The organism is Micromonospora sp. ABR4_055 (assembly GCF_056160425.1).
The window spans coordinates 1-12,835 of the sequence record NZ_JBSWXD010000049.1; the positions used below are offsets into that span (position 1 = coordinate 1).

Annotated in this window: 13 protein-coding genes and 2 pseudogenes; 2 read left to right on the forward strand and 13 right to left on the reverse strand. The window is 72.1% G+C overall.

The features are described 5' to 3' along the window. The 7 genes and pseudogenes from ACXAHD_RS13820 to ACXAHD_RS13850 all read right to left on the reverse strand — a co-directional run. The coding region (locus tag ACXAHD_RS13820) for an NADH-quinone oxidoreductase subunit 5 family protein (RefSeq protein ID WP_475050929.1) at window positions 1-1,617 on the reverse strand (1,617 nt) is incomplete at its 3' end. After that, window positions 1,614-2,009 (reverse strand): NADH-quinone oxidoreductase subunit NuoK, encoded by a 396-nt coding sequence (nuoK, locus tag ACXAHD_RS13825; RefSeq protein WP_281551911.1) that lies wholly within the window; start codon window positions 2,007-2,009, stop codon window positions 1,614-1,616. The genes nuoK and ACXAHD_RS13820, both read right to left, overlap by 4 nt. Next, the gene (locus ACXAHD_RS13830) at window positions 2,009-2,548 is read right to left on the reverse strand and encodes an NADH-quinone oxidoreductase subunit J family protein (RefSeq protein WP_475050935.1); all 540 of its coding nucleotides are present in this window, start codon (window positions 2,546-2,548) and stop codon (window positions 2,009-2,011) included. The genes nuoK and ACXAHD_RS13830 overlap by 1 nt, the downstream gene beginning before the upstream one ends. A gap of 14 nt (window positions 2,549-2,562) precedes the next feature. Beyond that, window positions 2,563-3,186, reverse strand: a pseudogene (locus tag ACXAHD_RS13835) (NuoI/complex I 23 kDa subunit family protein); the annotation flags it as partial. Window positions 3,187-3,312: 126 nt separating this feature from the next. Continuing rightward, entirely contained in the window at window positions 3,313-5,115 is a 1,803-nt protein-coding gene (locus tag ACXAHD_RS13840; protein ID WP_475050937.1) for an RNA-binding protein, read from the reverse strand. Next, window positions 5,112-6,077, reverse strand: a complete 966-nt coding sequence (gene nuoH / locus ACXAHD_RS13845) for an NADH-quinone oxidoreductase subunit NuoH (RefSeq protein WP_281567239.1) — start codon at window positions 6,075-6,077, stop codon at window positions 5,112-5,114. Before nuoH ends, ACXAHD_RS13840 begins: the two co-directional genes overlap by 4 nt. Further along, a complete protein-coding gene (locus ACXAHD_RS13850) occupies window positions 6,077-6,793 on the reverse strand; it encodes an NADH-quinone oxidoreductase subunit C (RefSeq protein ID WP_475050940.1) in 717 nt (238 codons plus the stop codon). Before ACXAHD_RS13850 ends, nuoH begins: the two co-directional genes overlap by 1 nt. An 86-nt stretch (window positions 6,794-6,879) precedes the next feature. On the opposite strand from ACXAHD_RS13850, the gene ACXAHD_RS13855 reads away from it, so the two are divergent. Beyond that, window positions 6,880-7,917, forward strand: coding sequence for a glucose 1-dehydrogenase (locus ACXAHD_RS13855; protein WP_281567237.1), 1,038 nt, complete (start codon window positions 6,880-6,882; stop codon window positions 7,915-7,917). A gap of 1,033 nt (window positions 7,918-8,950) precedes the next feature. Here ACXAHD_RS13855 and ACXAHD_RS13860 read toward each other — a convergent pair. Both ACXAHD_RS13860 and ACXAHD_RS13865 read right to left on the reverse strand, forming a co-directional pair. Further along, a complete protein-coding gene (locus ACXAHD_RS13860; protein WP_281567236.1) occupies window positions 8,951-9,817 on the reverse strand; it encodes an NAD(P)H-binding protein in 867 nt (288 codons plus the stop codon). Next, window positions 9,810-10,025 carry a nuclear transport factor 2 family protein gene (locus ACXAHD_RS13865; RefSeq protein ID WP_281567235.1) on the reverse strand — a complete coding sequence of 72 codons (216 nt, stop codon included), beginning with the start codon at window positions 10,023-10,025 and terminating at the stop codon, window positions 9,810-9,812. The genes ACXAHD_RS13860 and ACXAHD_RS13865 overlap by 8 nt, the downstream gene beginning before the upstream one ends. A 328-nt stretch (window positions 10,026-10,353) precedes the next feature. Here ACXAHD_RS13865 and ACXAHD_RS13870 point away from each other — a divergent pair, with 328 nt between their 5' ends. Continuing rightward, window positions 10,354-10,920, forward strand: a complete 567-nt coding sequence (locus tag ACXAHD_RS13870) for a TetR/AcrR family transcriptional regulator (protein ID WP_475050947.1) — start codon at window positions 10,354-10,356, stop codon at window positions 10,918-10,920. On the opposite strand, the gene ACXAHD_RS13875 is transcribed toward ACXAHD_RS13870, so the two are convergent. From ACXAHD_RS13875 to ACXAHD_RS13890, 4 genes and pseudogenes are all read right to left on the reverse strand, one after another. Next, entirely contained in the window at window positions 10,917-11,063 is a 147-nt protein-coding gene (locus tag ACXAHD_RS13875) for a hypothetical protein (RefSeq protein ID WP_281567233.1), read from the reverse strand. The two genes, ACXAHD_RS13870 and ACXAHD_RS13875, sit on opposite strands and share 4 nt — an antisense overlap. Window positions 11,064-11,219: 156 nt before the next feature. Beyond that, entirely contained in the window at window positions 11,220-11,849 is a 630-nt protein-coding gene (locus ACXAHD_RS13880; protein ID WP_281567232.1) for a hypothetical protein, read from the reverse strand. A 114-nt stretch (window positions 11,850-11,963) separates the two neighbouring features. Beyond that, window positions 11,964-12,271, reverse strand: a pseudogene (locus tag ACXAHD_RS13885) (DUF2252 family protein); the annotation flags it as partial. Between the two features lie 16 nt (window positions 12,272-12,287). After that, window positions 12,288-12,764 (reverse strand): hypothetical protein, encoded by a 477-nt coding sequence (locus tag ACXAHD_RS13890; RefSeq protein ID WP_281567231.1) that lies wholly within the window; start codon window positions 12,762-12,764, stop codon window positions 12,288-12,290. Window positions 12,765-12,835 lie beyond the last annotated feature (71 nt).

Here is a 12,835-nt window from a genome sequence, read left to right on the forward strand (position 1 = left end):
GGTCGTCGGCAGCGTCAGATGTGGAGAAGAGACCGGGTCACGCCGGTGCAGCCACACCGCCGCGCCGACGCCGACGGCCAGCAGCAGCACCGGCAGCACCAGGTCGGGACCGAAGTGGACCAGCCCGTCCGGCGGGGCACCGAGCCAGCCGGTGAAGGTGGGGCTGAACGCGGCCAGGCCGAGCAGCCCGGCCGGCACGGCCAGGGCCAGCACCGGCCAGCGCATCAACGCCGGCGGGTCGTGCGGGTGGGTGCCGGCGGGCACCCGGGACGGCCCGAGGAAGGTACGCAGCAGCAGCCGGGTGGCGTACCAGGCGGTGACCGCCACCCCGACGAGACCGGCCGTCCAGACCAGCCAGCCCAGCCACGCCGGCACCGGCCCGTCGCCGGGGTGCCGGGCGGCTTCGGCGGCCGCGTACAGCACGCTCTCCTTGCTCCAGAAGCCGGCCAGCGGCGGCAGCCCGGCGAGCGCGCCGAGCCCGACGGCGGTGGCGGCGAAGGTGACCGGCATCGGCCGGCGCAGCCCGCCCATCGCCGACATCAGGTTGCTGCCGACGGCGTGGATCACGCAGCCGGCGGCGAGGAACAGCAGCGCCTTGAACGCGGCGTGGGTGAGCAGGTGGAACAGGGCGGCCGGTGGGGAGCCGACGGCCAACGCGCCGGTCATGTAGCCCAGCTGGGAGACGGTCGACCAGGCGAGCACCCGTTTGATGTCGTCGGCGGCGGTCGCCGCGAACGCGCCGAGCAGCAGGGTGACGACGCCGAGCACGCCGAGCAGGATCAGCGCGGCCGGGGCGGCGACGAAGATCGGGTAGAGCCGGATCACCACGTACACCCCGGCGGCGACCATGGTGGCGGCGTGGATCAGCGCGGAGATCGGCGTCGGGCCGGCCATCGCGTCGGGCAGCCAGGTGTGCAGCGGGAACTGGGCGCTCTTGCCGGCCACCCCGGCGAGCAGCAGCAGCGCCGCCGTGGTGACCGTGGCCGGCGGGTAGTCGTGGGCGAGCACCTCGGCGATGCGGAAGCTGCCGGCACCGATGCCGAGCACCGCGATGCCGAGCAGGAATCCGACGTCACCGACCCGGGTGACCAGGAACGCCTTCATCGCCGCCGCCGGCGCCTCGGGCAGCCGCCGGTCGTGCGCGATCAGCAGGTACGAGCAGGCGCCCATCACCTCCCAGCCGACCAGCAGCATGATCAGGTCACCGGCGACGACGACCAGCAGCATCGCGGCGGTGAACAGACTCACCTGGGCGGCGTACGCCGGATAGCGGTCGTCGCCGGCCAGGTACGCGACGGAGTACAGCTGTACCGCGAGCGCGACCGCGCCGACCGCGACGGCGACCAGGGCGGCGGGGCCGTCCAGCCGGACGCCGAAGGTGACCGCCAGCCCGCCGACGTCGACCCACGACCGGGACTGCTCGACGGTCGGTGCCCCACTGGCCAGCAGCGCGACGGCGACGGCCAGCGCGGCGGTGGCACCGCCGACGCCGAGCCCGGCGGCGACCCGCCGTCGGGTGGCGGTCAGCGGGTCGGGTCGCAGGCCGACCAGCAGGCCGGCCAGGGCGGCCGCGAACGGTACGGCGGGTAGCAGGTGGCCCAGGGTCGACCCGGTCACCGGGTCACCTCCTGCCGCTCGGCGACGCTGCCAACCTGCACGGCAGCGGTGTCGGCCGGCGGGTCTGCGTCGGCCCGCCCGTCCGCGTCACCGTCGAGTGGCACGTCGTCGACGACCACGCTGGACCGCAGCCGGTACAGGTGCAGCACGATGGCCAGCCCGACACCCACCTCGGCGGCGGCGATCACGATGATGAACAGGGCGAACGTCTGCCCGGTGTACGGCAGTGCGGCGCGCACCGTGGTGTCGGCGGTGACCAGGACCAGGTTGACGGCGTTGAGCATCAGCTCGACCGACATCAGCAGCAGGACGGCGTTGCGGCGGCGCAGCACGCCGTAGACGCCGAGCCCGAACAGCGCGGCGGCGACGAGGTACGGGATGACCGGGCGCATCAGCCGCGCCCGCCCGGCCCGGCCCGCCCAGCCCGCTCGGGCTGCGCGCCGACGTCGGGGCGGGACAGCACGATCGCCCCGATCAGCGCGGACAGCAGCAGCACCGACAGCACCTCGAAGGGCAGCACCCAGCTACCGAAGACGGCCGCGCCGAGCCGGTCGGCGGTGCCGGCGTCGGGCAGCTCGACCCGCGACCAGCGGTACGCGTCGACGAACAGCGCGGCCAGCCCCAGCCCGGCCCCGCCGCCGATCAGCGCGGCCGGCCAGCCGGGCCGGTCCAGGTCGGTGGCGGCGCCGATCGGCGCGCGGGTGAGCATCACCGCGAACAGCAGCAGCACCACGACCGCGCCGACGTAGATCAGCACCTGCACCCAGGCGACCAGTTCGGCGGTCAGCACCAGGTACAGGCCGGCGACGGCGCCGAGGCAGCCGACCAGGTACAGCCCGGCGCGGACGATGTGCCGGGTGCTCACCACCAGGGCGGCGGCACCGACGGCGACCGCGCCGAGGGCGAGCAGCAGCACGTCCGTACCGGTCACGTGGTCGCCCCACGGGCAGGCCGACCGGGCGCGGCGGCCTTGCGTGCGGCGGCGGTCTCCTCTTTGGCCGGTTCGCCGTTCGGGTCGTGCGCCGGTGGCGGCGGTACGCTCGCCATCCACTCGCCGAGGTGTTCCTTGTCGTGCAGCAGGTCCCGGATGTCGTACTCGGCGTACTCGAACTCGGGCGACCAGTAGAGCGCGTCGAACGGGCAGACCTCGACGCAGATGCCGCAGTACATGCAGAGCGAGAAGTCGATGTCGAACCGGTCGAGGACGTTGCGCTGCCGGGCCCGTGCCGCACCCGGCACCTGCACCTCCTCCTTGTGCGAGTCGATGTAGATGCACCAGTCGGGGCATTCGCGGGCGCAGAGCATGCAGACCGTGCAGTTCTCGGCCAGCAGCGCGATGACCCCACGGGAGCGGGGCGGCAGATCGGGGGCGACGTCCGGGTACTGCTGGGTGTGGGCCGGGGAGACCATCGTCTTGAAGGTCGTCGCCAGGCCTTTCAGCAGCCCTTCGCCGTGCCCGCCGCGGTGCCCGCCCTCGCTGCGCCCGGCACCGCCGTGTCCGGTGCCGCCGTGTCCGGTGCCGCCGTGTCCGGTGCCGCCGTGTCCGGTGTCGTGCTCCTCGCCGCTCATGCCGGTCGTCCGCCGCGTCGGTCCATGCGCCTCATCCTGCCGAATCCGTGCCGGGCACGCGAGCATCTGATCTCCGTTGCCGTCGATCTCCGCTGTCTGCGGTCTCCGTCGCCGATTGCCACGCCGTCACCAGCGGCCGAGGCAGGCGTGTTCCGGATCCGGTTCGACGACCGGCGGCTGCGGGTCCGGGCCGGCGGTCAGGTCGACCAGCGCCCAGGCCGCCGTCGACCAGCGGTCGGCGGGGAAGTCGCGGATCTCCACGATGGTGCCGTAGTCGGCGAACTCGGCGGCGACCCGGGTCGGGTAGTCGTCCGGCGCGCTGCTGAGGCTGCGGCCGTGCACGTACCAGACGCGGTCGACGTCACCGAGCCACTCGCCGAACGCCTGCGGGTCGCATTTGTCGTGATCGGACGGGTACAGCCGCACGGTGTGTGGTGCCAGGTCGTGCCGTGGTCCGTACCAGACGACCATCCGGTAGCTGAACCAGTAGAACAGCACGAGGTCGCCGGGTTGGGCACGGGCGGCCACGTCGGCGAGCGCGGCGGGGCCGGCGTCCTTCATCTGTGGGTCGACCACCTGCCGGTACGCCGCGACGGCCGCCGGGTGGGCGATCACCGGCAGCACGGCGACGGCCAGCATCAGCACCACGGACGCCACCGCCACCCGGCCGGCTCGCCGGGCCCCGGTACCAACGCGCGAGGTCAGCCCGGTGCCGACCCGGGAGGTCAGCCGAGTGCCGGCGTGCAGAGCCAGCCGTACGCCGCCGTCGAGGCCGGCGACCACCAGGATCACCGTCGGGGCGATCAGCCAGGTCGCCACCCGGTCGGCGAGCGGCAGACCACGGGCCGCCGCAGCGGCCACTGCCACCAGCAGGGTCCCGCCGAGCATCGCCGCCCACAGCGACCGGCGACGCCAGATCAGCACGGCGACGCCGGCCACGGCCAGCAGCAGGACCAGCAGCGGTTGACGCCAGTCCAGGGTCACCGTGACGAAGCTGGACCACATCCGGGGCAGCCAGGCGAGGATGTCCACCGGCCCGGAGCCGGCCGGCGGGGTGCCGTCGGCGAAGTAGTCGGACTGGCCGGGCATGAACGGGAACCGGCGACGGCGGTCGATCAGGTAGCCGGCGAAGGCGACCGCCGGCGCGGAGCCGGCGAGCAGGACCGCCACGTCGGTCCAGCGTCGGCGCAGGGCCAGCAGCAGGGTCATGCCGGCGACGGCGGCGGCGAGCACCAGCACCGCGGTCAGGCTGACGAAGACGGCGACCAAGGTGGCCGCCGCCCAGCCGACCGGGATCAGCCAGCGGGACCGGCCTCGGCGGGAGCCGACCGACGCAAAATACCGGTCCCCGAGCAGCAGCACCGCCAGGGCGACCGCCGATTCGACGGCGTACTGCTTGAGCTCGCCGACGTAGGTCAGGATCATCGGCGCGGCGGCGATCAGCGCGGTCGCGGCGACCGCCGCCCACCGCCCGACCACCCGGCGGGTGATGATCGCGGTCAACACCAGGACGGCCAGCATGCCGGCCAGCGACGGCAGCCGCAGCACCCGTTCGCCGTCGCCGAACGCCAACCACAGGGTCTTCTCCAGCCACAGCCAGCCGACCGGGGCGACCTGCTGGAACTCCATCCCCCTGGTCAGTTCGAGGAAGGTGCGGCGCAGGTTGATGGCGATGGCTGTCTCGTCGTTCCACAGCCAGTTGCCGGCGGCCCAGACCGCGATCTGCCCGGCTGCGCCGGCGGCCAGGGTCACGGCGAGGGCGATCCGGGCCGGCCAGCGCAGCCGGTCCCGGTCCAGCCAGCGCAGCCGGTCCCGGGGCGGCTGGCGTAGCCGGTCCCCCGACGGCCCACCGCTGCCGGCCGGCGGCGGCTCGTCGGGCCGGTCGGCCCGGCCGTCCGCACGCTCCTGGGTGGACGTGGCACCGGTCATCCGATGGCCACCTTCACCCCTGCCGTGAGCACCAGCTGGGCCAGGGCGAGCGGCACCAGCACCAGCCAGCACAACCGTTGCAGCTGGTCCTCGCGCAGCCGGGGGAACGACACCCGCACCCAGATGATCACGAACGCGACGGCGAAGACCTTCAGCAGTGTCCACAGCCAGCCGAGTTGTTCGACGCCGAACGGCCCCTGCCAGCCGCCGAGGAACAGCACGGTGGTCAGCGCGGCGATGACGACGATGCCGGCGTACTCGGCGAGCAGGAAGAACGCGAACCGCAGCCCGGTGTACTCGGTCAGGTAGCCGAAGACCAGTTCACTGTCGGCGATCGGCATGTCGAACGGCGGGCGGCGGATCTCGGCCATGCCGGCGAGGAAGAACACGATCAGGGCGGGTGCCTGCCAGAGCAGCCACCAGGGCCGCCACGCTTCGACGATGCCGGACAGCGACAGGGTGCCGGCGGCCATCGCGACGCTGGCGGCGGCGAGCACCAGCGGCAGTTCGTAGGCGAGCAGCTGGGCGGCGCCGCGCAGCCCGCCGAGCAGGCTGTACTTGTTGGCCGACGCCCAGGCGGCCATCAGCACGGCGACGACGCCGACGCCCATCACGGCCAGGACGAAGAACAGGCCGACGTCGAGCGGCTGGCCGACGAGGTCGCCCGGCCCGAGGGGGATGACGAGCAGGACCAGCAGGTACGGCACGAGGGCGATCGCCGGGGCGAGCCGGAACACCGGCCGGTCGGCGGCGCGCGGGGTGATGTCCTCCTTCTGCACGAACTTGACGCCGTCGGCGATGAGTTGCGCCCAGCCGTGGAAGCCTCCGGCGTACATCGGGCCGAGCCGGCCCTGCATGTGCGCCATCGCCTTGTGTTCCATCTGCCCGACGAGCAGCGGCAGGGTGAGGAACGCGACGACGACGGAACCGACCCGGATCGTCAGCTCCAGCCAGAGCGGCATCAGGCCGTACCCCCGTCGGGTCGGCCGCCGTCGGGGCCGGCGGCGCGCGCGGGCCGCGTACCGCCGTCGGGGCCGGCGTCGGGCGCGGACCTGGCGGCCTGCGGACCCCATTCGGTCGGCAGCGGTACGCCCGGTGGCCGCATCGGGGCCCGCCGGGCTCCCCCGCCGCCGCCGGCCGGTTCGCCCGGTTCCTTCGCGCCCGGCCACGGCTTGGCGACCCGGGCGGCGAGGACGAACTCCTTACGCAGCGGGTGGCCTTCGAACTCGGGCGGCAGCAGCAGCGGGGTGAGGGCAGGGTGGCCGACGAAGTGGACACCGAACATCTCGTGGGTCTCCCGCTCGTGCCAGTCGGCGCCGGGGAACACGTCGACCACGGACAGCAGCTCGGGGCGTTCGCGCGGCACCCGGGTGCGCAGCAGCAGGCCGTGCCGGTGCCGGGTGGACCACAGGTGGGCGACGATCGCGAAGCCGTCGTCGAGCTCGTCGACGGCGGAGAGCCAGTCGAAGAAGTCGCAGGCCAGGTCGGCGTCGTCGCGGGCGGCGGCGAGCGCGGCCGGCCAACTGTCGGCGGGTACGTCGACGGTGGCCCGGGCGTACCGGCCGCCGCCTGCGGAGACCGTGGCGGTGACCTGCGCGGTGACCTGCGCGGCCTCCGACACAGCCGTCGGCTGGTCGAGCAGGCTGACCAGGTGCGCGCCGATCTCGTCGGGGGTCATGGGTCTGATCCTAAGGGCGCGGGTGGTACGCAGGTGGGCCCGACATTACGCGTGTAGGTACTGACCTGCGGGGAAACATCCTGGTCATGCGTGCGCTGACTGTCACCCCGGGCAAGGCCGATTCGTTGCGGCTCGTCGACGACGCGCCGGAGCCGTCACCCGACGAGGGTGAGGTGCTGGTCGAGGCGGTCGCGGTCGGCATCTGCGGCACCGACGGGGAGATCCTCGGCGGTGACTACGGCGAGCCGCCGCCGGGCCGGGACATGCTGGTCCTCGGCCACGAGTCGCTGGGCCGGGTGGTCGAGGACCCGAGTGGCACGATCCGGCCGGGTGACCTGGTCGCCGGGATCGTCCGGCGGCCCGACCCGGTGCCGTGCCGGTACTGCGCGGCCGGCGAGTGGGACATGTGCACCAACGGGCGGTACACCGAGTGCGGGATCAAGGGCATCGACGGGTTCGCCCGGCAGCGGTGGCGGGTGCCGGCCGAGTACGCCGTACCGCTGCGGCCGGAGCTGGGGCTGGCCGGGGTGCTGCTGGAGCCGACCAGTGTGGTCGCGAAGGCCTGGGACCACGTCGACCGGATCGGCGCGCGTGGTTTCTGGGCGCCGCAGCGGGTGCTGGTCACCGGGGCCGGCCCGATCGGGCTGCTGGCGGCGCTGCTGGGCGTGCAGCGTGGTCTGGAGACGCATGTGCTGGCCCGGGGCACGTCGGGGCCGAAGCCGGAGCTGGCCCGCCGGCTGGGTGCGACGTACCACGCGGTGCCGGTGGATGAGCTGGACTTCGACCCGGACGTCATCATCGAGTGCACCGGCGCGCCGCCGGTGGTGCGTGAGGTGTTCAACAGGTTGGCGCCGAACGGCATCGGCTGTCTGACCGGGATCAACACCCACGCCCACCACACCGAGCTGGACCTCAACGAGTTGAACCGGTGCCTGGTGTTGAAGAACAACGTCATCTTCGGCACGGTCAACGCCAACCGCCGGCACTGGCAGCAGGCCGCCGACGCGCTGGCCCGCGCCGACAACGACTGGCTGACGAGCATGATCACCCACCGGTACGGTCTGGACGACTACCAGCGGGCGTACGCCGAGGAGGAAGGCATCAAGACGGTCATCGAGTTCTGACCTGTCGGATCGGTGGCAGTTGGCACGAGGCACTCGGTTTCGGGTCGGACGGGCAGGGCCGCGCCGCGTACTCTAATGGAGATGGACGGCCGGGTGGCAGGCTGGGTGTTTCTGCCCGGTGAGGGTACGCGGATGCACGGCGCGGATCGGGCCGATGTAGGGCGCACGTTGTGCGGTCGCGACTTGGCAGCAGACGTGTTGGTACTGCAGAGCCCGCGCCGCATGTTCTCCATTTGCGTGGCCTGCCGTGACGCGGGTGCCGAGTACCCGATTCCACGATCTGCCGGGGCCGACGGTAGCCCTGGACGTCAGGCGTGGCAGCGAGTAGTGGAAGGCAATCGGCTCGGCTGGGTGAAGCTGCCTAGACCTGCACGGCAGGTACTCCACCGGCCTGACCCGTACATTCCCGACCGCGTCCTGTGCGGGTTGAAGCTGCCCGGCGGCGTGCCGATCCACGAAGAACTGCCGTGCGATTGGGCGCATTGCGACCGATGTCGGGCGAAAGCTGGTTCGGGCTCCGGGAAGCCTCGCCGGGACCGCCGCGAGCCGGCCGCACCTGCCGAGGTCGCCGGCCGTGGCGGGCAGCATCGAAAGCGACCGCCACGACCACGGCAGCGGCCGGTGGAGGCGTCCACGCGGATCCTCATCCGGCTCGCGACCGGGCCCGTTGTCGGCGACGGGCCGGTCGGCACGGCAGGCACATGGCGGGTGCCGGTCGGCTGGGTGCGTCTCGACGACCCGGCCGTATGGCACAGACCGCATCCCGAACACCCGGACCAGGTCATGTGCGAGCTGCCCCTGCCCCGCATGGCTCCGGTCTATCAGCGGCGGGTACCGACGGGACGTGCCTGCCCGGACTGCCACGCCATCCGAGCCCGAGCGCTAAAGGAACTCCGCCGCCTCACACCGCCCGTCAAGACCCCGACCAGAACACGGCAGCCGCCTCCTCCAAAATTCGTTCGAGGCGGTCTACCCACGCTTGGACGGGAACGCTGACTGGCCCTACGTCCGGCTGTCGCGCAGACGGGTGACGTCAGGCCCGTCGCCAGTGGTCGGCGTTCGCGGCGCAGAAGTCGCGCAGGCTGGTCGGTGCCCGGCCGGTGACATCGTGGACCGTACTGGTGGTCCGGTTTTCGGCTCCGCCGGCGATGGCACCGTCCATGCCGGCCAGCAGGGCGGCGAAGCCGTCCGGGATGCCGAAACTGGTGAGCCGGTGGCGCATGGTGTCGACGTCGACCGTACGGTGCCGGACCGGTCGGCCGCCGGCTTCGCTGATCATCGCGGCGACGTCGGCGTAGCTGTGGGTCTGCGGGCCGGTGAGCAGATGTTCGGCGTTGTGCGGCACCGGGTCGGTCAGGGCCCGGACGGCGACGGCGGCGATGTCGGCGGCGTCGATGAAGCCGACCCGGCCGTCGCCGGTGGCGGTGACGATCTCGCCGTCGCGGCGGATGCCGGCACCGTGGTGATGGTGCTCGGCGACGAAGTTCTGCATGAACCAGGACGGGCGCAGCACCGTCCACTCCGGGAACCGGTCGGCGACGGTGGCGTGCAGTTGGCCGGGGCCGGGGTCGCCGGTGCGGATCGCCGACGAGCTGAGCAGCACGATCCGGCGTACGCCGGCGTCCTGGGCCAGGTCGAGGAACGCGCCGACCTGGCCGACCGGGTCGGCGCTGGCCGGCGGCGGCATCAGGTAGACGGCGTGGACGCCGTCGACGGCAGGCTGGTGGGTGGCCGGGTCGTGCCAGTCGAAGGGGACGTGGCTGGTGGCGGCGACCGGGTCGGTTGGGCGGTGCCGGCTGGCGGCCCGCGCCGGGTGGCCGGCTGCGGCGAGGGTGGCGACGATGTGCCGGCCGATGTTGCCGGTCGCCCCGGTGACCAGGACGGTCCGTTGGTCAGACATCGGTGCCCACCGGGATCACAGCGGCGCTGGTCAGGTCGGGGGCGGCCAGCGGGTTCCAGTAGTCGCGGTAGTGGGCGATCCGGCCGTCCCGCACGGTCACCACGACGACGTACGACATCCGGTACGGCTGCCCGGTCGGTACGACGGTGCCGGTGGCGGTGAGCTCGGCGATCACCACGTCGGGGTCGACGCTCTGGTGCACGGTCACGTCGGGGAAACTCGGCGATGTCGATCAGCTTCGGGTAGTCGATCAGGTAGCCGGTGACGGCGGCGATGCCGTCGAGGCGGCGCGGGTAGCCGGGTGGGGCGAACGGGAACTCGGCGACCGCGTCGTCGTGCCAGTGCGCGAGGAAGCCGGGCATGTCCTTGGCAAGCAGGTGGTCGAGGCAGCGGTGCAGCAGTTGGGCGGCGGGGCTGACGGTCGGGCTGGGCGCTTCGGTCACGGTGCCTCCTCTAGGATTCGGACCAGCGGTCCGGATTAACTATACGGACCGACGGTCCGGATATCCGAGGCGGGGGCGAGAGGACGGTCAACCGTGCCGGCAGCAGCACGTAAGGAACGGGTCGACGCCACCCGCAACCGGGAAACCGTGCTGGCCGCCGCCGGCCGGCTGCTCGACGCCGCCGCCGACCCGGACGAGGTCACCATGGACGCCATCGCCCAGGCGGCCGGCGTCGGCAAGGGCACCCTGTTCCGCGGCTTCGGCGACCGCACCGGCCTGCTGCAGGCCCTCGCCGCCCAGCGGGGCACCGCCCTGCAGGCCACCCTGCAAGACTCTCGGCAGGGAGCCGACCGGGATCCGGTGGCCGGGATCATCGCGATCTTCGACGCGATCCTCGACTACAAACACGCCAACCGGGCACTGGCGCTGGCGTTGGAGAGCGCCGGCCGGGGCAGCCCGTACCTCAACCCGGCGTACGGCGACCTGCACCGGCGTCTGATCGACATGATCACCGGCGTACGCGGCCCGGAGCACGCCGACTTCCTGGCGCACGCCCTGCTCGCCGCTGTCCGCAGCGACCTGCTGCACCAGCTGCGTGACGAGCCGACGGAACGGATCCGGGCCGGCGTCGTCGCCCTGATCCGCTCCGTACTGAGCTAGGACAGCTCGCCATCGTCCGGTTCGTCGATGTTCAGGCCCATGTACTGGAAGAGTCGGGCCTGGATCTCTTCGAGGCGCTCGGCCGTCAGGACCCCGAGATGGTCCTGGAGATCTGACTTGAGGAGCGGTTGCACCGCGACCACCCGTACCCAGCACTTCTTGGGCAGACCACCCTCGCTGGCCCTGAGCTTGCACAGTACTCCGTCTTGAGGGTGGTCGATGTGGAGATCGGAGCGACCAGGACGGTGGGCCAGCCTGCGACGCTGTTCGTGTTGGGACCACTCAGAACGACGACCGGCCTACGCTCGTCGTGATAGCACTCCTGTTGCTCGTCGGCGCCCTTCGGCCAACTCAGCCATCTCCCGCTCAAGCTCCTGGCCGATACCCGGGTCGTTCTCCTGCTCCGGGAGCCGCCTGAGCACAGCCGACATCCTTCGCGCGAGCTTCGCAAGCTTGGGGCGCGGGCGCGCCAGCGACAGGTCGAGCACCACGCCCCGCTCGCGTTGTAGCGCGTCCTCCATCGGCGGGGTCTGGTAACTCAGGTCCTTGAGAGTCGCAGCCGCCAGCCCGCCCAGCTCGGTGAGGGTCTTCTCCAGAATCGCCATGTCCTCCGCAGGCATGTCGTAACCCGGGAGTTCACCAACGAGCCGGATCTGGAATCCCTGGTAGTAGGGGTCGCGTTGCACCACACGGCGCTCGACGAGCTCGTTCTCCAGGAACTGCAGGGAGTTGTTGAACGGGCCCCGCCACTCGACCCCGGAGACCGGATCCTCGCTCTCGCGCACTGCCGCGAGGTCGGTCAGGTAGAGGAACTTCGCCATCTTCAGCCGGGTGACCACGTACCCACGCTCGCGAGCCAACTTCAGCACCGCCACGTACGCCGCGACCGTTCGTCGCGACGCGGACAGCGGGGGCGGGGACTCTACCATCTCTCGCAACGCTACCCCACCCTCGCCCGACGCAGCATACTTGGCACTCATTAGAACACGTGTTCGATCACTGGGCTAGCGTGCACCCCCGGGGCGGCCGAGGAGTCTTCCCGGTCAGACCCAGGGCAGCTGGCCGTTGCGGAACAGGTCGACGAAGATCCGGTGGTCAGTGCGGGCGCGGGCACCGTACGCATGGGCGAGGTCGACCAAGTCGTGGCTGGACTCGTTGTCGGCGACCAAGTGCATCCGGCCACCGAGTGGGCCAGGTCGGTGTCGACGCCGGCCAGCTCGGTGAAGCAGAGCCACGGGTTGGCGTGCGCCTGCAACGCCCGCTGCGACACGGCGGTCCGGTGGCCCTGGTGCCGGAAGTACGCCCGGACACCTTCGTCGTGGACGTGCCGGGCGACGGCCGGCACCTGGGCCGGCAGCCGGTGTCCGTCACCCGGCTTGTTTGCGTGGAGCGACGCCGCGGAACCGTTCGTGTGCCGACTGTCGGCTGATGCCGAGGGCGTTGCCGATCTCGGCCCAGGAGAGCCCGGCGGCCCGGGCGGCCACCACGGCGCGTTCGGTCAGCTGCCGCTGCCAGCGTTCCACCTCGGCGAGGACGCCGAGTGCCTGCAACGGCCACATGGTGGCCAGTTCGGCGACGTTGTCGCGGAGGGCGTCGGAACGGCTCAGCAGCCAACCAGGGGGCACGGCGGCCAGGATCGGCCTGATATGTCCGGCCCACTCGGAGGTGGCCATCCAGCGGCCCTCTTCGGCAGCCGGGTAGTCGCTGGTGCCGAGCCAGCCGCAACTGCACCGGGCCCGGTAGCCGACTGTGCCGGCCGGCGCTTCGGCGTCAGCGCTCAGCGTCCCGTCCGGTTGCCGGAACCCGATGATGTCCGCGTGCCCGGGAACCATTTCCTCCGCCACACCATCAGCATAGGCCGTCAGGATTCCCTGACGCGGGAAGTCAGGATAGCCTGACACAGACTGTGGCTCGA